The organism is Pseudofrankia sp. EUN1h, assembly GCF_001854645.1.
Lineage (GTDB): Bacteria > Actinomycetota > Actinomycetes > Frankiales > Frankiaceae > Pseudofrankia > Pseudofrankia saprophytica.
Genome location: NZ_MBLN01000067.1, coordinates 101,547 through 119,840 on the forward strand (window position 1 = coordinate 101,547; position 18,294 = coordinate 119,840).

The 18,294-nt window shown below is 72.7% G+C and carries 16 protein-coding genes; 7 read left to right on the top strand and 9 right to left on the bottom strand.

Annotated features, from left to right (window positions below):
• The first annotated feature begins 82 nt into the window (after positions 1-82).
• The gene (locus BCD49_RS26760; protein WP_007507845.1) at positions 83-1,099 is read left to right on the top strand and encodes an AraC family transcriptional regulator; all 1,017 of its coding nucleotides are present in this window, start codon (positions 83-85) and stop codon (positions 1,097-1,099) included.
• Here the strand turns inward: BCD49_RS26760 and BCD49_RS26765 are convergent.
• The 3 genes from BCD49_RS26765 to BCD49_RS26775 all read right to left on the bottom strand — a co-directional run bounded on the left by BCD49_RS26765 (position 1,047) and on the right by BCD49_RS26775 (position 4,111).
• On the bottom strand, positions 1,047-2,090 hold the full coding sequence (locus BCD49_RS26765; protein WP_007507844.1) for an NAD-dependent epimerase/dehydratase family protein: 1,044 nt from the start codon (positions 2,088-2,090) through the stop codon (positions 1,047-1,049). The genes BCD49_RS26760 and BCD49_RS26765 overlap by 53 nt on opposite strands.
• Before the next feature lie 71 nt (positions 2,091-2,161).
• Positions 2,162-3,349 (bottom strand): sensor histidine kinase, encoded by a 1,188-nt coding sequence (locus BCD49_RS26770; protein ID WP_007507843.1) that lies wholly within the window; start codon positions 3,347-3,349, stop codon positions 2,162-2,164.
• Positions 3,350-3,382: 33 nt separating this feature from the next.
• Positions 3,383-4,111: a response regulator transcription factor gene (locus BCD49_RS26775; protein WP_007507842.1), complete on the bottom strand. Its 729-nt coding sequence runs from the start codon at positions 4,109-4,111 to the stop codon at positions 3,383-3,385.
• A 162-nt stretch (positions 4,112-4,273) separates the two neighbouring features.
• On the opposite strand from BCD49_RS26775, the gene BCD49_RS26780 reads away from it, so the two are divergent.
• The 3 genes from BCD49_RS26780 to BCD49_RS44300 are packed head-to-tail and all read left to right on the top strand — an operon-like array spanning position 4,274 to position 6,374.
• A complete protein-coding gene (locus tag BCD49_RS26780; RefSeq protein WP_007507841.1) occupies positions 4,274-4,954 on the top strand; it encodes a glycosyltransferase family 2 protein in 681 nt (226 codons plus the stop codon).
• Positions 4,951-5,658 carry a TIGR04282 family arsenosugar biosynthesis glycosyltransferase gene (locus BCD49_RS26785; RefSeq protein WP_071042028.1) on the top strand — a complete coding sequence of 236 codons (708 nt, stop codon included), beginning with the start codon at positions 4,951-4,953 and terminating at the stop codon, positions 5,656-5,658. Before BCD49_RS26780 ends, BCD49_RS26785 begins: the two co-directional genes overlap by 4 nt.
• Positions 5,655-6,374: a class I SAM-dependent methyltransferase gene (locus BCD49_RS44300; RefSeq protein WP_007507838.1), complete on the top strand. Its 720-nt coding sequence runs from the start codon at positions 5,655-5,657 to the stop codon at positions 6,372-6,374. The genes BCD49_RS26785 and BCD49_RS44300 overlap by 4 nt, the downstream gene beginning before the upstream one ends.
• On the opposite strand, the gene BCD49_RS26795 is transcribed toward BCD49_RS44300, so the two are convergent.
• Both BCD49_RS26795 and BCD49_RS26800 read right to left on the bottom strand, forming a co-directional pair.
• The gene (locus BCD49_RS26795) at positions 6,369-6,881 is read right to left on the bottom strand and encodes a hypothetical protein (RefSeq protein ID WP_007507837.1); all 513 of its coding nucleotides are present in this window, start codon (positions 6,879-6,881) and stop codon (positions 6,369-6,371) included. The genes BCD49_RS44300 and BCD49_RS26795 overlap by 6 nt on opposite strands.
• A complete protein-coding gene (locus BCD49_RS26800) occupies positions 6,878-8,077 on the bottom strand; it encodes a molybdopterin-dependent oxidoreductase (RefSeq protein WP_007507836.1) in 1,200 nt (399 codons plus the stop codon). The genes BCD49_RS26795 and BCD49_RS26800 overlap by 4 nt, the downstream gene beginning before the upstream one ends.
• 113 nt (positions 8,078-8,190) lie before the next feature.
• Here BCD49_RS26800 and BCD49_RS26805 point away from each other — a divergent pair, with 113 nt between their 5' ends.
• Positions 8,191-9,825, top strand: a complete 1,635-nt coding sequence (locus BCD49_RS26805; RefSeq protein ID WP_007507835.1) for a glycosyltransferase 87 family protein — start codon at positions 8,191-8,193, stop codon at positions 9,823-9,825.
• Positions 9,826-9,909: 84 nt separating this feature from the next.
• Here BCD49_RS26805 and BCD49_RS26810 read toward each other — a convergent pair whose 3' ends face one another.
• Both BCD49_RS26810 and thrS read right to left on the bottom strand, forming a co-directional pair.
• Entirely contained in the window at positions 9,910-10,509 is a 600-nt protein-coding gene (locus BCD49_RS26810; protein ID WP_232794227.1) for a L,D-transpeptidase family protein, read from the bottom strand.
• A gap of 352 nt (positions 10,510-10,861) precedes the next feature.
• Positions 10,862-12,106 carry a threonine--tRNA ligase gene (gene thrS / locus BCD49_RS26815; RefSeq protein ID WP_269799870.1) on the bottom strand — a complete coding sequence of 415 codons (1,245 nt, stop codon included), beginning with the start codon at positions 12,104-12,106 and terminating at the stop codon, positions 10,862-10,864.
• Positions 12,107-12,650: 544 nt separating this feature from the next.
• Here thrS and BCD49_RS26820 point away from each other — a divergent pair.
• Entirely contained in the window at positions 12,651-14,294 is a 1,644-nt protein-coding gene (locus BCD49_RS26820; RefSeq protein WP_241832403.1) for a penicillin-binding transpeptidase domain-containing protein, read from the top strand.
• Positions 14,295-14,329: 35 nt separating this feature from the next.
• Here BCD49_RS26820 and BCD49_RS26825 read toward each other — a convergent pair whose 3' ends face one another.
• Together BCD49_RS26825 and BCD49_RS45940 are read right to left on the bottom strand one after the other, a co-directional pair.
• Complete coding sequence (locus BCD49_RS26825; protein ID WP_071042039.1) at positions 14,330-15,883, bottom strand: GGDEF domain-containing protein; 1,554 nt, start codon at positions 15,881-15,883, stop codon at positions 14,330-14,332.
• A gap of 343 nt (positions 15,884-16,226) precedes the next feature.
• A complete protein-coding gene (locus BCD49_RS45940; protein ID WP_083401717.1) occupies positions 16,227-16,850 on the bottom strand; it encodes a DUF2510 domain-containing protein in 624 nt (207 codons plus the stop codon).
• 285 nt (positions 16,851-17,135) lie between these two features.
• Here BCD49_RS45940 and BCD49_RS45285 point away from each other — a divergent pair, with 285 nt between their 5' ends.
• A complete protein-coding gene (locus BCD49_RS45285; protein WP_241832406.1) occupies positions 17,136-18,032 on the top strand; it encodes a helix-turn-helix transcriptional regulator in 897 nt (298 codons plus the stop codon).
• The last annotated feature ends 262 nt before the right edge of the window (positions 18,033-18,294 follow it).

Consider the following 18,294-nt stretch of genomic DNA (forward strand, 5'->3'; position numbering starts at 1 on the left):
CTATCGATGCCGGGAAGTCTCAGATTCTTGTCTGATCGTCGCACAGATCAGGGGGTGAGAGGCCTATCGGTAGGCTGCGGGAATGGATCTGCTCGGTGACGTGCTGCGCGTCGCCGGTGTGCGCGGGACGGTCGCCGCGACGGTCCACGCCGGCGATCCGTGGGGACTGCGGCTGTTCCGGATCTCGGCGGCGGCCTTCCATGCCGTCACCGCCGGCACAGCCTGGCTGCGCCTTCCCGGGCAACCGCCCCTACGGCTCATGCCCGGGGATGTCGTTCTCCTGCCCACCGGGTCCGAACACGGCCTGGCCGGCGACCCGGACGGTCCGCTGGAACCGTTCGACCACGCCGTGTCGAAAGCGGCGCTCGCCAGCGATGGTCGCCTGGACGTCGGGACCYTGCCGGCGCGGACCAGAATCCTGTGTGCCTCCTACCGGCACGACCCCGCCGTCACCACCCCGCTGTTCACCCTGCTGCCCGAGGTGGTCCACATACCCGCCGGGACACCCGGCGCCGGGCCGCTCGCCGACACCCTCCGCCTGCTGTCAGGCGAACTCACCGAACCAGGCCCGGCCGCCACGACGCTGCTCGACCGGCTCGTGGACGTCCTGCTCATCCAGGTGCTGCGGGCGTGGCTGCGCGCCGCGCCCACCACACCATCGATCTCCTGGCTACGCGCGCTGAACGACCCCACGATCAGCGCGGCGCTCACCGCTCTGCACTCCGACCCCGGCCGCGCCTGGACACTGACCTCGCTCGCCGACCACGTCGCCGTCTCCCGCGCCACCCTCGCGCGCCGCTTCCCCGCGCTCGTCGGCGAGACCCCGGCCGCGTACCTGACCCGATGGCGGATGGACCTCGCGGCCCGCGCGCTGCGCGACACCGACGACCCGATCGGGGTCATCGCCCACGCCGTCGGCTACACCTCCGAGTACGCGTTCTCCCGCGCCTTCTCCCGCGACCGTGCCATCCCTCCCGGGCGCTACCGCGCCCAGAGCCGAACTCGACCCGCCGCTGGGGCTGACGGATCCGGGGACGCGTCTGCTGTCACCCGCGCAGCGGGTCGCGGGCGAAGGCCGTCATCCCCGCGTCGAAGGTGACCGCCGCCTGGTAACCGAGCAGATCGCGGGCGCGGTCGGAGGACGCGACGATGTGCCGGACGTCGCCGGCCCGGTACTGCCCGGTGACAACGGGCATCGGTCCGCCGAAGGCACGGGCCAGCGCGCTCGCCATCTCGCCGACGGTGTGGGGCTGTCCGGAGCCGACGTTGACCGGCACGAGCCGGCCGGGTGCGCCGTCGTGCCGGAGCGCCGCCACGTTGGCGTCGGCGACGTCACGGACGTGGACGAAGTCGCGCAGCTGGCCGCCGTCCTCGTAGACCCTCGGTGGCCCGCCCCGCTCCAGTGCGCTGCGGAAGATCGACGCGACCCCGGCATAGAACGTGTCCCGCGGCATCCGCGGGCCGTAGACGTTGTGGTACCGCAGCGCCATCACGGTGCCGCCAGTGGCGGTGGCCCAGGCGGCGGCGAGGTGTTCCTGGGCGACCTTGGTGGCCGCGTAGACGTTGCGCGGGTCCAGCGGCGCGCCCTCGGTGACGGGCGTCGAGTCCAGCGGCCGGCCGCAGCGGGGGCAGGGTGGCTCGAACCCGCCGTTCTCCAGGTCGGCGGGCCGTCGGGGACCGGGACGGACGGGCCCGTCCGCGGCGCAGCGGTAGCCGCCCTCGCCGTAGACGACCATCGAGCTGGCCAGCACGAGCCGCCCGAGGCCGCGGCGGGCCATCGCGGCGAGCAGGACCGCGGTACCGAGGTCGTTGTGGGTGGCGTAGGCGGGCAGGTCGTCGAGGTCGACGCCGAGGCCGACCATGGCCGCCTGGTGGCAGACGGCGTCCACCCCGTCGAGCGCCGACCCGACCGTCGCCCGGTCGGTGACGTCTCCGACGATGAGCTCGGCGGCGTCGTTGAGGGCTGGTTTCGTGCGGTGCACGGCCGGCAGCAGGGCGTCGAGCACCCGGACGGAATGACCCGTGTTGACCAGTGCGTCGACGATGTGGGAACCGATGAAGCCGGCGCCGCCGGTGACGAGGACCTGCATGTCCGCGACGCTAGCGGCGCGGGCGCCCGATGGATCTTACGAGTCGCGGAAGCCCGCTCCTCCTGGGAGGTTCAGGCGGCGGGAAGGGCGACGACGAAGCGGCAGCCGTCGTGCTGGTTGTGGACGGTGACGTCCCCGCCATGCGCCTCCACGATGCCCCGGACGATCGCCAGCCCGATGCCGGACCGCACCCGGGGCTGATGTGGATGATCGCCCCCGTCGCCGGGAGTACGCGCGGTCTCCCCGCGGAAGCCGAGGTCGAAGAGGCGCGGCAGGTCCTCGGTGGGGATGCCGCCGCACCGGTCGGCGACCGCGACGATCGCCCGGCTGTCGTCGGCCGCTCCCGCTCCCGCTCCGTCGCCGCGCGAGGCGCCGCCCGTCCGTTCGACCTGGACCTCGACGGTGCCGTCGTCGGGGGTGTGGCGGATGGCGTTGATCAGCAGGTTGATCAGCGCGCGGCTGACCTGGGTGGCATCCACGTCGACGTAGACGGCGTCGTCGGTGCTGCCGGTGACGACGACCCGCCTGGCGCGGGCGATGGGATCGACGACGGCGACGGCGTCGGACACGATGTCGGCGAGGCAGACCTTCTCCAGGGTCAGTTCGAGCGCGCCGGCCTGGAGCCGGGCGAGCTCGAACAGGTCGTCGACCATGCCGGTCAGCCGTTCGGCGTCGGCGAGCATCTGCCGGTGGTAACGCTCCGTAGTTCCAACATCCGTGACCAGGCCGTCCGCGAGCGCCTCCGCCGTGGCCCGGATCCCGGCGAGCGGGGTACGCAGGTCGTGGCTGATCCAGGCCACCAGTTCGCGCCGGCTGGCTTCCAGCGCGCGTTCACGGTCGCGCGACGCCACCAGACGTACGTGTGTCGCGTCGAGCGTGCCCGCCAGGGCGGTCAGCTCGACGGTCGGGAGCCGGCCGGCCCGCTGGTAGGCCGGGTCACCCAGCGTGCCCGCCGCGCGGGTCAGCGAACCGGTGGCCGCGACGACCGGCCGACCAAGGCGCACCGCGGCGGCGGTCGCGACCACCGCGGAGACCGCCACGACGATCAGCACGACCCGCAGGTCATGGTGCGAGAGGAACATGGCGCGGGCGGTACCGGCCACGCCGGCCGCGACAGCGAGGATCGGAACGACGCTCAGCACGACCGCGGTGGCCCACAGCGGGCGTGCGCGCAGCAGGCGAAGCAGCGGCACACCGGTCAGTGCGGCCACCGCCGAGCAGGCGAGGGCGATCCCGACGACCTGCAGGTCCGCGCTCATGCCAGCGCCTCCGTTCTGGCCGACCAGCCGGACCTACTCATCGGCGGCGCGGGACCGGCCCAGAGAATCCGAGTGGTGCGCGGCCGGCGGGTCGTATCGGTATCCGACGCCCCACACGGTGACCAGCAGCCGCGGGGCCGTCGGGTCGTCCTCGATCTTCTCCCGCAGCCGGCGGATGTGCACCGTGACGGTCGACGGGTCGCCGTAGGTCCAACCCCACACCTGTTCCAGCAGCTCCGCGCGGGTGAGGGCGCGGCCGGGGTGGCGGAGCAGGAACACCAGCAGGTCGAACTCGCGCACGGTGAGCCCGAGCGAGCCGCCGTGCCGGGTCGCGGTGCGGGCGGCGGCGTCGACGACGAGGGCGCCGGCACGCAGAATGCCGGAGCCGGCCGGCGGCGGCTCGCTCGCCCGGCGCAGCACGGACCGCACCCGCAACGTGAGCTCCCGCGGTGAGAACGGCTTGGTCACGTAATCGTCCGCGCCGCACTCGAGCCCGGCGATGCGGTCGGTCTCCTCACCGCGCGCCGTCAGCATGATCACCGGGATGGGGCCCCGCTCCCGCAGCCGGCGACACACCTCGATGCCGTCAAGACCGGGGAGCATCAGGTCCAGGACGACCAGGTCCGGAGCGGCCGCCTCGACCATCCGCAACGCGGCCGGCCCGTCCGCGGCCCGGTCGACGTCGAACCCGGCATTGCGCAGATACCGGTCGACGACCTCGGCCACAGTGGCGTCGTCATCGACCACCAGGACACGAGCCACGTCGCCACCATAGAGCGCGGATACCGCCCGCGAGCGACACCGGAACTGCCGTCACGGATTCGTAAGAAGACCCGCGCCGGCTCCGCCGAGACAGTCGCCCACCAGCGGATTTCCTTGTTTGGTAAGGGTCGACGACGGCCGACTGTCACTAGAGTCGCGATCATGCTCACGCAAAGTCACCAGGGGCCGGTCTCGGTGGACGTCGTGCTCCCCTGCCTGAACGAGGCCGAGGCGCTGCCCTGGGTCCTCGAACGGATACCGCCCGGATATCGAGCCGTCGTCGCCGACAACGGCTCCCGCGATGGTTCCCCACAGCTCGCCCGTGAGCGGGGCGCCGTTGTCGTCGACGTGCCGCGGCGCGGCTATGGGGCGGCCGTGCACGCCGGCCTGCTCGCGGCGGACGCCGACGTGGTCTGTGTCTGCGACGCCGACGCGTCCCTGGACCCCGCGCAGCTTCCCGGCCTCGTGGCCGAGCTGACGGCCGGGCGCGCCGACCTCGTCCTGGGCCGCCGCCGGCCGACGTCCGCCCGGGCCTGGCCGCCGCATGCCCGGCTCGGCAACGCGGTGGTCGCCCAGCGGCTGCGCCGTCGCGGCGTCCCGGTCCGCGACCTCGGGCCGATGCGGGCCGCCCGCCGAGCCGAGCTGCTACGCCTGCCGATCACGGACCGCCGCTTCGGCTACCCGCTGGAGCTGCTGCTGCGCGCAGAGCAGGCGGGCTGGCGCATCGTCGAGAGGGACGTCGACTACCACCCCCGGGTCGGGCGGTCGAAGGTGACCGGAACACCACTCGGCACGGCCCGCACCGTACGGGACATGACGGCCGCGCTGGCGGCGCTGCGATGACCGCGCGGTGGCCCGAGGAGCCGCCTGTCGCGGTGACTCTGCTGGTGGTGGCGAAGGAACCGGTCCCCGGCCGGGTCAAGACCAGGCTGACGCCGCCGTTCACCCCGGCGCAGGCCGCCGCCGTGGCCGAGGCGGCCATCGCGGACACGTTGACGGCGGTCAGCCGACTGACCCGGCTTCCCGGTATCGGGCCGGTCCGGGCCGTCCTGGTGCTCGACGGCGCCGTCGGCCCCTGGCTACGCGTGCCGATCGAGGCAATCCCGCAGGCCCGGGGACCGTTCGACACCCGGCTCGCCGCCGCCTTCGACGCCGCCGCCGGCCCAACGCTTCTGATCGGGATGGACACCCCACAGGTGACACCCACCCTGCTCGCCGACGCCTGCCGCGCGCTGGCCCGCACAGACGCGGTGTTCGGCCCCGCCGCCGATGGCGGGTGGTGGGCGCTCGGCCTACGCCGCCCGGACGGCCGCCTGCTGCGCGGCATCGCCACCTCCCAACCTGACACCGGAGCCCGACAGCTCGAACGGCTGACCMAGGCCGGCCTGCGCGTCACGACGCTGCCGGTCCTGCGGGACGTCGACACCGCGGCCGACGCCGACGCGGTCGCGCGGCTCGCCCCCGATGGCCGGTTCGCCGCCGCCGTGCGGACCATCGGGAACGATGCGGCCCGGACCGGCGCGGCCCGCCCGCTGGTCGGGCGATGACGACGGCCGCCGCCGCGGGGCCGCCGGCGACCGTCGGGCTCGGTGACCGGGCCGGGCAGTGGACCCCGCCGGTCATGGAGGGCAGCGCGCCGACGGCGCTGTACGAGGCGGCGCTGCGCTCCGCCGACGGCCGGCTGTGGGTACGCCACCCCGATGGGCGGCGCGAGCCGTTGCCGGTGCCCAGCTGGCGTGGCGGGCTCGTCGCGGGCGACGCGTCCCTGCTGCGGCGCTGCGCAGGTCCGACCCTCGACGTCGGCTGCGGCCCCGGGCGGCTGACCGCCGCGCTCTGCGCCCGCCGCGTGCCGACGCTCGGCGTCGACGTCGCGCCCTTCGCGGTACGCCTCGCCCGCCGGGCCGGCGCGCCAGCGCTGTGCCGCGACGTCTTCGGCCCGCTGCCGGCGGAGGGACGCTGGTCGACGCTGGTGCTGGCCGACGGCAACATCGGCATCGGCGGGGACCCGGGCCGGCTGCTGACCCGCGCCGCCGAGCTGCTCGGCCCGGCCGGCCGGGTACTCGTCGAGCTGCGGCCGCACCCGTCCCCGGCCGGCCGACGGCTGGTCCGCCTGGAGGGGCCGGACGGACAGGTGTCGCGATCGTTCCCCTGGGCGTTCGTCGCCGCCTGCGAGGTCGTCGGCTACGCCTCGGCCGCCGGGCTGCGCGTCACGCAGACCTGGCGCGGCGGCGGCCGGCACTTCGCGGCGCTGGGCCGGTCATGAACCCTCGGTGACCCGCCGCCCCGGCTGATCAGCGGCCGGCGGGTGGTCCGCGCCGCGGGACGGGTCGGCGCGGACCACCCGCGTGCGACGCGCCCGCATCGCCCGGACGGCGATCACGACCGCGGCGCCGGCCCACACGGCGCCGAGGACGATCGCCAGGTTCCGCCCGTAGGGCAGCGGGTTCACCGTCGGGTTGTCGGGCGAGCCGCCGTAGCCGCGCCAGAGAGGCAGGGACGCGAGCGCGACGGTCGCGCTGACCAGGAGCGCGCCCTGCGCGACCGCCCGGTACGGCGCGCGCACGAACCGGGTGAGCAGCAGCCCCATGATGGCCGTGACCGGGACGGCGACCAGGTCGTGCACCAGGACTGCGCCGATCAGCCACCGGGCCGCCTGTGGCGGGTGGGTGGCCCGCGTCATCGTCAGCAGCCCGTGGACGCCGTATCCGATCACGGCCAGGCCGACGACTACGAGCACGCCACGCAGGACCGCGGCGAGGGTCGCCTTCACAGCATCACCACCCGGTGCACCCACTTGGTCTGCAGCACGCCGGGCCGGTTGGGGGCGATGAGCCGGGCCGGGTATCCGTGGTCGATGTCGAGCTTGGCGCCGTTCAGCCCCGTGGCGAGCAGCGTCAGCGGGTCGCGGGCGTGCGGGGGGTTCACCTCGCTGGCGCGGTAGCCGCCGCGCACCTCGAGCGACTCGACCCGGACCGTCGCGTCGGGCGGGACGCCCGCGGCGTCGAGCAGGTCCCGCAGCCGCGGACCATGCCAGGTCGCGTCGGCGGCCCACCCCTCCACGCAGGTGATCGGCAGCTTGGACGTGTGGTGGTCGAATGCCAGCAACTCGTCGAGGCCGAGAGAGAACGGGCGCGGGCCGACGACGTCCAGTCGGTAGCCCGGGTCGCGGGCGAGGGCGACGACCCGCGCCGCGGCCGCGGTCCGGTTGACCGGCAGCCGCTGCGGGCCGGCGTCGGGCCGCCGGGGCGCGAGCAGGTCGAGCCGGGCCAGCCCGGGCACGAACTGGCCGGCGCTGGTGAGGGTGATGACGCCGGCGGCGGTGCCGACCGCGATCCCGAGGCCACGCCGGGACAGTCCCTCCCCCGGCGGTTCCGGCTTGCTGACCCGGTCCGCGAGCGGCGCGCGGCCGGCCCGGCCCGGGCCGACGTTCGCCCGCACCACCGCGAGCTTCGCGGCGACGTGCACCAGCAGCGCGCCGATCGTGATCCAGGCGACCCAGTAATGGGTGACGGTGAAGAAGAACCGGAAGCGGTACCACTGCGCGATGTTCGCTATTCCGGTGGCCAGCTGGAACAGGGCACCCGCGATGAGCGGCACGATCGTCACCCGTTCCAGCGCATGGGCCGCCGAACGCACCGGCGGCCATTCCCACAGCCGCGGATACACCGTCCACAGCTTTACCAGCAACAGCGGAACACTCGCCAGCCCGGTGGCCACGTGCAGACCCTGGGTCAGCCGGTACAACCAGACCGGACGGGCCGGCCAGTCCAGCCACGACGGCGGATGCTGCATGAAATGCGAAAACAGACCCGTCAGGAAACACACCCCGAACGCGATCCCGAGCCAGATGCCGAGCAGCGCGGCCACCCGCGGATCGTGCAGGCGGCTCGGGAAAGCGCCCTCGCGCAGCGGGCCCCGCCGTAGGAAAGCGGGTGGATGCGGGAATCGTCTGGTCAGCGCGCGCACTCACGCACCGTAGGTCTCCTAGACCGGGCATAACGAGTCGCGAAGCCTTACGGAACGGAGAAACCCGGCCCCGGCCTGCCCGCGGCGCCCGGATTGGCTGCCACGCTCGCTACATGCCGACCGCCGTCACCACCTCCCAGAGCCAGCGCGTTCCCGCGCCGCCGGCGACGCGGTCGGGGCCGTGGCGCGGGCGGCGCTCGGCGGCGCTGGTCGGGGCCGGCGTCGGGCTCGCGGGCCTGTTCGCCGTCCAGGTGGTCGTGCTGCGCCAGCCGGGCTACCTGGTCAGCCGTCCCGCCCTGCTGTACCTGACGATGCTGTGGTGGGCGCTCGCTCTGATCACGGCCACCCTGCTCGTGCTGGCCGCGCCCCGCCGGCTCGCGCTTGTCCTGCTGCTCGCCGCCACCGTCGCGATCCCCACCGTGGCCCTCACGCACGGCCCGCGGCTGTCCGACGATCTCTACCGCTACGCCTGGGACGGCAGGGTGCAGGCCGCCGGCATCGACCCCTACCGCTACGGTCCGCTCGACCCCGAGCTCACCGGAGTCCGGGACGGCTGGCTGTTCCCCGACTCGGCCGGCTGCACCGCCGACCACCCCCGCCCGCACTGCACCCGGCTGAACTACCCCCGGGCGCACACCATCTACCCGCCGGTGGCGCAGGCCTACTTCACCGCGGTCCACGTCCTGCCCGGGCCCCCACGCGAGCACAAGCTGCAGCTCTATGCGTCGCTCACCTCGCTGGCCCTGGTCGGCCTCCTCATGGCGATGCTGGCGGCGCGGGGCCGGGACCCGCGCCTCGCCGCCTTCTACGCGCTGACGCCGCTCGCCGGCGTCGACATCGGCTCCGACGCGCACGTCGATGTCCTCGGCGCGCTGCTCGCGCTCGGCGCCATCGCCGTCCTGACCTCGAGTGGGTCCCGGGAGGACGCGGCACCGTCCGCGGCCACGCCGTCCTCCGCGCCCGCGCCGCTGCCCCGGCGGCGGGCGTGGCTGGCGGGCGCGCTGCTCGGCGCGGCCGTGGCGGTCAAGCTCTACCCGGTGCTGCTGCTGCCCGCGCTGGTGGGGCGCGGCCGCCGCCTCCGGCCCGTCAGCCTGCTGTGCGCGGCCGGCGCGGTCGTCGGGTTGAGCTACCTCCCCCACGTCCTGGCGGTGGGAACGGGCGTCCTCGGCTTCCTCCCGCAGTACCTCAACGTCGAGGGATACGACCAGGGCAGCCGGTTCCTGCTGCTCGCCGGGCTCGGCCTGCACGGCAGCGCAGCCAAGGCCGTCGCGGCCGGCGTTCTCGCCACGGTCACCGTCGCGGTGCTGCGGGCCGACCCGGATCGCGTGCCGGTCGAACGGGCCGCGCTGTGGCTCGTCGGCGCCGCCTTCCTGACCGCCACGCCGGCCCAGCCCTGGTACGGCGTCCTGCTGGCCGTCCTCGCCGTCGTCGCCGGCAGGCCGGAATGGCTCGCCGTGGCGGCCGCCGGCCATTCCCTGTACATCTCGCTGTTCACCGACCTGCCCGGCGACGCCTGGACGCTGCGGGTCAGCTCCTACGCCGTCGCCGCGGCCATCGTGCTCGCCGCCACCGTCGCCCGTTCCGCCCGGCGCCGGACATGCCAAGATCGGCCGTCGACCCAGCAGCGGGGCCCGACCCGGCCAGACCCGGTCGCGCGACTCCCGGACGGGAGCGGCGATGGGTCACCTGGCCGGTCTCACCCTGCGAGCGGGAACGGTGAGTCTGTGGCCGGGCCCGGCCCCGCCTAGGCTCCGGTTCGTGGAAGCATGATCATGATGTGGCCTACGCCGGGGGACGCCGGGCGGGCCGCGCGAGGCGCGTTTCCGAAACCGTCAGTAGACCAGGACGGTCGTGCCGATCGCGGCATTGGCGGAGGACCAGAACCAGTCCATCGCCGCGTTGGTCACCCGGATACAGCCGTGGGAGGCCGCCCGGGCCGGCACCGACGCATAGCCGTGGATGGCGATGCCGTCGGTGTGGAAGTACTTCGGCCGGTAGAGGTCGCCGAGGCTGCCGTGGTCGACCCCGTCCACCTGCCGGTAGATGTGCCAGGTACCCGGCGGGGTGTCGGCCAGGTACTGGACACCGTCGTGGTAGTAGATCTCCTCCGTGCCGCTGGAGGTGTTGAAGATGGTCTCCACCTGGCCGTCGCGCACGACCATCAGCAACTGCCTGCCCTTGTCCACCTCCAGGACCAGACCCTGCGTGCTGCGTCCCGCTGGCCGTGTGCCGCGGTCGATCGCGGCTCGGGTGGCCGGGCCGACCATCCCGTCCAGCTCTATTCCCGCGGCCTTCTGCACGGCGAGCACCGCCTGCTGGGTGAGCTGCCCGAACGTCCCGTCCGCGGTTCCCAGCCAGTAGCCGGCCGCCGACAGCTGATGCTGCAGTAGCTCGATCTCCGGTCCGGTCGCGCCCGGCCGCAGGACCGGCACACCGCTTGGCGACGGCGGGACAGGCTGGGACGCAGACGGCTGAGCCGTCGAGCCGGGCTCCGTGGTCCGCGGCGAACTCGGCGTGTCCGTTGGGAATCCCGGGCCACCCGAAGCCGACGGGAAGCCCGAAGCCGACGGGGAGAGAGATGTCGGCGGCACCGACGATGCCTCGCCGTCCGGGCCGCATGCCACCGCCAACGGCGCGCCGACCAGCAGCGACAGGAGCATCATCCAGCGCGCGATCCGGGGTCGACAGATGGCAGACATATACACCATTTGACCACGAGCCGGTCGCGCAACCTGGTTTCGGCCAGCCGCGGGACGCCGCAGATGCTCACCGCGTTACCTGCTGTCATGAGGCGTCGGGGCCCCACAGGTCGGTGTGGTGGGCTTGGACGAGAGCGTGGATACGGGTGAGGACGTCGTCGGCGGACCACGGGCCGAGGCGGCGTCCGTCGCGCAGGCGCAGGGCCATCTGGCCGTCGGCGGCTTCCTTGGCGCCGACGACCCCCTGGTAGGGGACCAGGCGAGCCTCCCGGATGCGCGCGCCCAGACTGCCACGTTCCGGGCCGGCGACCTCGGCGCGCAGCCCCAGGTCGAGGCAGCGTCTGGCCAGGGCCGAGGCGTTCGGCGCCTCGGCCTCGGAGATCGGGAGAATCACCAGCTGGGTGGGGGCGAGCCAGGCGGGGAACGCCCCGCCGTGCTGCTCGACGAGATGCGCGATCGCCCGTTCCACGCTGCCGATGACGCTGCGGTGGACCATGACCGGCCGGTGCTTGGCACCGTCCGCGCCGACGTAGTGCAGGTCGAACCGCTCGGGCTGGTGGAAGTCGACCTGGACGGTGGACAGGGTGGACTCCCTGCCGGCGCTGTCGGTGACCTGGACGTCGATCTTCGGTCCGTAGAAGGCAGCCTCTCCCTCAGCGGCCTCGTAGCGCAGTCCGACGCGATCCAGGACCTCAGCCAGCAGCGCGGTGGAGCGCCGCCACAGCTCGGGCGCCGCGACGTACTTGCCGCCTGGGCCCGGGAGGGAGAGCCGGTAGCGGGTCGCAACGATGCCCAACGCCTGGTACGCCCGGCGGATCATCTCCAGCGCCGCGCATGCTTCGTCGGCGACCTGTTCCAGGGTGCAGAAGATGTGCGCGTCGTTGAGCTGGATGGCCCGCACGCGGGTCAGGCCGCCAAGTACGCCCGACAGCTCCGAGCGGTACATGCCGCCCAGCTCGGCGATCCGCAGAGGCAGCTCGCGGTAGCTGTGGGAACTGGAACGGTAGATCACCGCGTGATGTGGGCACAGACTCGGCCGTAGGACGACCTGCTCACCTCCCAGATCCATGGGCGGGAACATGTCCTCGCTGTAGTGCGACCAGTGCCCGGAAATCTCGTACAACTCCCGCTTGCCAAGCACCGGTGAGTACACGTGCCGGTAGCCCGCCCGCCGCTCCTGGTCGCGGATGTACTCCTCCAAGGTGTGCCGTACGGTCGCGCCGTCGGGCAGCCAGTACGGCAGCCCCGCGCCGATCAACGGATCGGTGCCGAACAGGCCCAGCTCACGGCCGAGCTTGCGGTGGTCATGCATGGTGGTCTCCTCGCGGATCGCGGGCGAGTGACCACAAGCAGAAGCCCCGGGGCACTCGCCCCGGGGCTTCGCATTACGACAACTGTCAGCGCGCCGGGACACACTCCGGCGTCGTCGTCACAGCGGCGCGCTTCATGCCGACCACGGTAGCAGAGACAGGGTGGCTGTCCCACCCGCTTGTTCCGCCGACCCGCCCGTTCGCGGACCCGGGAAACACCGTCGACGGAACGGTCCCGCGGCGGCGGTGAGCGTTGAGCTGCCACGCCCCGTGTCGGCCATCAGATAGCTCTCGTGTCTGCCTTTGACGGCATGAATCGCCACCCGTAGCGTGCGCGGCATGGACCCGTGGACGCCGGATCCGGCCGAAAACCGTTCATGGGCAGACAGGGGGTACGAGTCGGAGAACTCAGCCGACCCGGACGCTGAGTACGACGACGCGGAGTACGACACGGCGTCCGAGGGGCAGAACCCGCCCCCCTCGGACACGAGGCGCGAGTGGCAGGACGCGCCTCGCCCGGTCAGGCGCCACCGAAGCCGCAGGTCGCGGAAGTTCATCACGCTCGTGACGACCGTGGCCGTGGTCCTCCTGGTCGGCGTCACCGCGACCATCGTGAGCGTGGTCGCGCCAGGCAAGAAGAGCCATCCCGTCGTCGGGTTCGTGCCGACGGGGGCCTCCCCCGAGCAGGACGGCGAGCAGATCACCACCGCGTTCCTGAATGCGTGGGGGGCCGGCAGCCTCGGGTTGGCGGCCAGCTACACCGACAGCCCGCAGGCCGCCGAGGCGGCGCTCGCCGCGTACCGTGCGGGCCTCCATCTCGGGACGCTGAGCGGCTCGCCCACCGGCGCCACACAGCTGACCGGCAGTGTGCCTACAGACAGCGCGCCGCCCGAGTCCCCGTCGACGCCGCGGGTCAAGGTCACCATCGCGGTGAACGCCCTGGTCGCGGCCGCGGCAGGCACCGGGACGATCAGTGGTTCCTGGAGCTACCACTCGTCGCTGGTCGCCTACCAGAAGCCGGACTCGCCAGCGTGGTCCATCGCGTGGGCACCTGCCAACCTCGCGCCGAACCTCACCGCGACCACCCACCTCGCCGCCGTCCCGGTGGCGCCGAAGGCGACATCCGTCCTCGACTCCAGCGGCAACAGCCTCACCTCGTATCAGGACCCGGGCCTGAACACGATCGCGGGAGTACTGAAGGACAGCCCACCCAAGGACCTGGGGCAACCGGGACTCGCCGTCGAGATCCAGTCCGCCGACGGCACACCGGTCAAGGGCACCCAGGCAGCAATCACCGCGCCGGTCGACGCCACTCTKGCCACTACCATCAACCCCAAGGCGGAGCAGGCCGCGCGCAGCGCCGTCGCGGAGCACCCGCAAAGTTCGATCGTCGCCATCCAGCCGTCCACCGGCCAGATCCTGGCTATCGCCAACAACGCCGGCTACAACGACTTCGCGCTCACCGCCGCGGTGGCACCAGGCTCGACCGCTAAGATCATCTCGGCCGCGGCGCTGATCACCCACGGGGTCCTCACCGCGAGCACCCCGGTCGCCTGCCCAGCCGTCTACACGGTGCAGGGCATCAGCTACCACAACGACAAGGACGAGTCCGAGCCGGCGTCGACGCCTTTCTCCTACGACTTCGCCCAGTCCTGCAACAACGCGTTCAGCCAGTGGTGGCAGCAGGAGAGCGACGGCCGCCTCGCCTCGGTGGCCAAGGAGTACTTCGGCCTCAACCAGCCCTGGGACATCGGCCTCGGCGAACCCGCCACCTACTACAAGCAGTCGCCAAGCGCGAGCGGCTCCGAGCTGGCCCAGAACATGTTCGGCCAGGGCCACATCACCGCGTCTCCGCTCGCGATCGCCTCAGTCGCGGCCACCGTCGCGGCCGGGACCTTCAAGCAGCCCATCCTGCTGCCCGGAGCCTCGCAGATCGCCGCGACGCCCCTGCCCGCCAGCGTCGACGCGCAGCTGAAGACCATGATGCGCGATGTGGTCACCGAGGGCAYGGCCGCCGGGCTCGGGTTCGGCCCGACCGTCTACGCCAAGACGGGGACCGCGGACGTCGACAACCAGGGGCAGCCCAACAGCTGGTTCGTGGCCTTCGACCCAGCCCGGGACGTCGCCGTCGCCTGCCTTGTCCTCAACGCAGGGTACGGCGCCCAGTTCGCCGCCCCGGAAGTTCAGCACTTCCTGGCCAGCTACTAGGCGCTGAGCGAGCACGTTGATCGTCGCCACCGCGGTCACCGCGGCTCAGGTGTGATGCGCGGGCGGGCGAGGTTGATCGACATGGAGTCGTCGTAGTGCTGCCAGCGGCCTCGGCCGTGCCGTTTGGCGCTGTACATGGCCGTGTCGGCCRCACGCACGAGTTCATCGGCGTTGGAGGCCATCGGTCCGGTCGTTGCGATGCCGATGCTGGCGGTCACCGTGATGCCCTGTCTGCCGCTGCTCCKGAGCGCCGCGACGCCGGTGATGATCCGGTCGGCGATGGCTTCGACCGCCGCGCTGGACGTGACGTTCCTGCAGAGCACGGCGAACTCGTCACCGGCGAGGCGGGCGACGGTGTCGTCGGGACGGACCACCCGCCGCAGCAGCGCGGCGACCTCGCGAAGCAGGTCGTCGCCGGCCTGATGGCCGAGGGTGTCGTTCACACTCTTGAACCCGTCGAGATCGATGAAGAGGAATCCGACCGGCGCACGCTCATGGCGCGACTCGGTGATCAGCTGGCCGAGCCGCTCGAAGATCGCCGCTCTGTTGGGCAGCTCCGTCAGGGCGTCATGCAGGGCGCGGTGGCGGGCGTCGGAGGCCATCGTCCGCTCCAGCTCGGCGGCACGGGCGATGGTCGTCGCGGCTGTGATCTGGGTTGCCGCGAGGGTGAGGAAGGTGCGGTAGTCGTCGTCCACCGGCAGTCGGTCGCTGATTCCGGTGACGAGCAACCCGAGCTGTGGGGCGCCACCTCCCTCCATGAGCGGGATGACGATCGCCGACTCCGACGGCGGGGCCGCGGAGGTCCGGCGCAGTGAGAGACGTTCCAGGACCTGGCTGACGACCGCGGTCCGACCGGTCGCCAAGGGGTCCATGAGCTCGGGGACGGCGCCGAGGTCGAGGCCGCCAGGATGGTCGACGGCCTGCGACGCCGGGGCCAGTCCGCTGCTCGCGGCGACGGTCATCGCCCGCGGGGTCCCCGGGTCGGRCACCGCGATCAGGCAGTAGGGAATGTCCGCCGGGTATCGGCCGAGGACCTGCGCGGCCTCGGCGAAGGCCYCCCCCGGGCTCCGTCTGCTTGCCGTGGTGCTGGCGAGATCGCGCAGGCAGGACAGCCGGCGCGTGCCGAGTACCTGCCGGGTGGTCTCCTGCGTCGCGGTCAGCACTCCGACGACGTCGGCGCCGGGGTGCCGGCGGATGGGACCGAAGGAGAAGGTGAAGTAACACTCCTCCAGAAATCCGTGCCGGTTGAGCAGGAGAAGACAGTCCTTCGACCAGGTGGCGCCGTTGCCGGCCAGCACCCGGTCCAGCATCGGAACATAGTCGTCCTCAAGTTCCGGAAATGCCTCCCGGAACGGAACACCGAGACACGGGTGTTTTTGACCAATGTGGGTAATGAGCGCGTCGTTGTAGACCTGGGAAAAATCCTTTCCCCAGAGGACCTCCAACGCGAACCGGGACTCGAGGCATATGCTGACGGCCGTGCGCAGAGTGGGGCACCATTCGCGCACCGGACCAAGCGCCGTCGCGGACCAGTCCATGTCGGCCATCAGCCGGCCCACGACGCCACCGGCCGCGAACACCCGATCCATCTCGTCCACAGCACCGCCTTGGCGACCCAAAGAATCGGCGGCACCACCCGGCGTGACCCGCACGTTTGGCGGTTGTGTTCGAGGTGCCCCAGTGCCCCCCATTGGTCCATGTCCCAGAACTCATACCGCCGATCACAGCGGCGGCGATCCACCTGTGCCGCGGCAGTCCGCCGCGACCGCCACAGGAGGCCGGCCCTTTACTTCCCCTGACATGTCCCGTCCAAACTGGATGGGGCCGATATCAGAATCGCCCATCGCACCACCAGCCTCGTTTAGCGGACATCCGGCCGCCAGGGGCTCGAACCCAATGCCGCGGATTAAGAGGGGTAGAACGCTCGTTCGGTCACCGCTCGACGGAGGCTTGGGCGTGGTGGTTGTGGCTGATCCGGGTGAGGGCGGTCTCCGCCACGATGGCCGCCGCGTTCCACGCCATAACCCAGAGCACCGCGGCGACGACGAGTTGCGTCCAACCTGGCTTGGGGACCAAACCTCGACGGCGCAGGGCGCGCATTAGCAGGTAGAGCCAGGGCCCGAGGAGTGCCCAGACCCAGGGCGCCGGGGCCCAGCCGGCCGCTTGAAGCTGGCGGGTGTCGACGACCCCGAGAGCCAGGGAGGCCAGCCAGCCGGCCAGGACTCCGAGGAACGGGCTGATCGCGACGAACACGATGTTGTGGGAGGCCACGGCGGCGATCACTACCACGACGCCGATGACGGGTGTGCACGCGATCGCCCAGGGAAGCACCGGGCTCGTCGGCGCGCCCGGCAGGAACCTGGCGGGCGGGTAGCCATACGCGGGATGGCCCGGTGYGGGGTGCCCCGGTGGCGGTGGGTAGCTCGCGGGCTGGCCGAAGCGCGGGCCGGCCTGCGTGGTCGGTGCTTCCTGGGCGGCACTCCACACCCGGCCGTCCGACCAGCGGCGCAGCGACGGGTTGCTCGGATCTGGGTACCAACCCGGGGGTGTCGTCATTTGCCTACATAGTGGTGCGCCTCGACGCCACCGGCCAGTCCCAGCGACGTACCGCTCTTCGGCAGCGCCTTTTCATTACTGATCCGAATTCCCCGGCTGTGGATGAGCGGCAGGGCCCTCCCGGGACTCGTCGCAGGGGGCCTGTTGCATCGACCGTCGACACCATGCCGTCATGATCCTTGATGTGCTGTTCGACCAGCTCAGCGCCCCTGACCGTCCAGTTGCACCCCACAGGCCCGCGGCGACTGGGCGGCTGGCCGTGAACGGCTCGCGGCGCGGGTGGCGATGATCGCCGAGCAGGGCCTGTCTGGGCAGGTGGCGTACGTGCGGGCGCACCTGGCCGAGCTGGTGCTGGGCGCCGGCGACCCGGCCCGGGCGCAGCGCCTGCTGGACGCGACGTTGGCTGATCTCGCGGCGCAGCCGGCACCGTCGGTGCAGGCCTGGTGCCTGCTGCTGCGCGCGGACGCCCGCCTGCGGCTGGTCGGCCCGGACGACGCCGCGGACGATGTCGCCGCCGCCCGCCGGGAGGGCGCCGCCTGCGGCAACCTCTGGCAGCAGGCCCTCGCCGACCACATCGCCGGCCGCATCGCCCAGGCCCGCGGCGACCTGAACCAGGCGGCGGCGCTGCTGCGACGGGCTCTGGTCCTGCGCGTGGAGGCCGGCTACCGGCCCGACGCCGCCGACTCGCTCGAAGMGCTGGCCAGCGTCCACGCCGCGCGCCGGGAGGACGCCGCGGCGGCACGCCTGCTCGCCGCCGCCGCGGCCGTGTGGGACGAGATCGGATGGTGCCGCCGTCCCGTAGACCAGGYGGACCACGAGGCCGGCGAGCGGACCGTGCGGGACCGGCTGGGGGACGACGCTGTAGCGGCGACGCTCGCCGAGGCCAGGGCCGCAGGCGCGGACGCGTCGCTGGCCGCGGCGGCCACCGCAGCCAACCGCACCCCCGCACACCGCACGCCGCACACTCCCGAAGGCTGGGACGGCCTCACACCGCTCGAGCGCGACGTCGTGCGGCTGGTCGCACAGGGGCTGTCCAACCCGGAGATCGCGCGGCGCCTGTTCATGGCCCGCGCCACAGTGAAGGTGCACCTGACGCACGTGTTCGCCAAGCTCGGCATCGCCAGCCGCGCCGAACTCGCGGCCGAAGCCGGCCGCCGCGAACACCTCGGCACCTCCTCGTAGGCCCGCCTACCGCGCCGTCCCGGYCAACCCGACCGCGCCTGATGCGAGCCGAAGCCCGCGACGCCGGACAGGCCGCGGGCGCTGTTCTCCGAGGGCTGCGCCAACCGCGCGACGCCATCGCAGGCCGCGAGCTCAGGATGGCCTGCCAGACGCCGCCAGCGGCCTGGGTAGCCAGGTGGCCATGCATGTGGCCGACGACCGGCCGTCCTGTGGATATAGCCAGGTGACGTATACATCCGGCGGCCGGTCATGCGGCACGCTG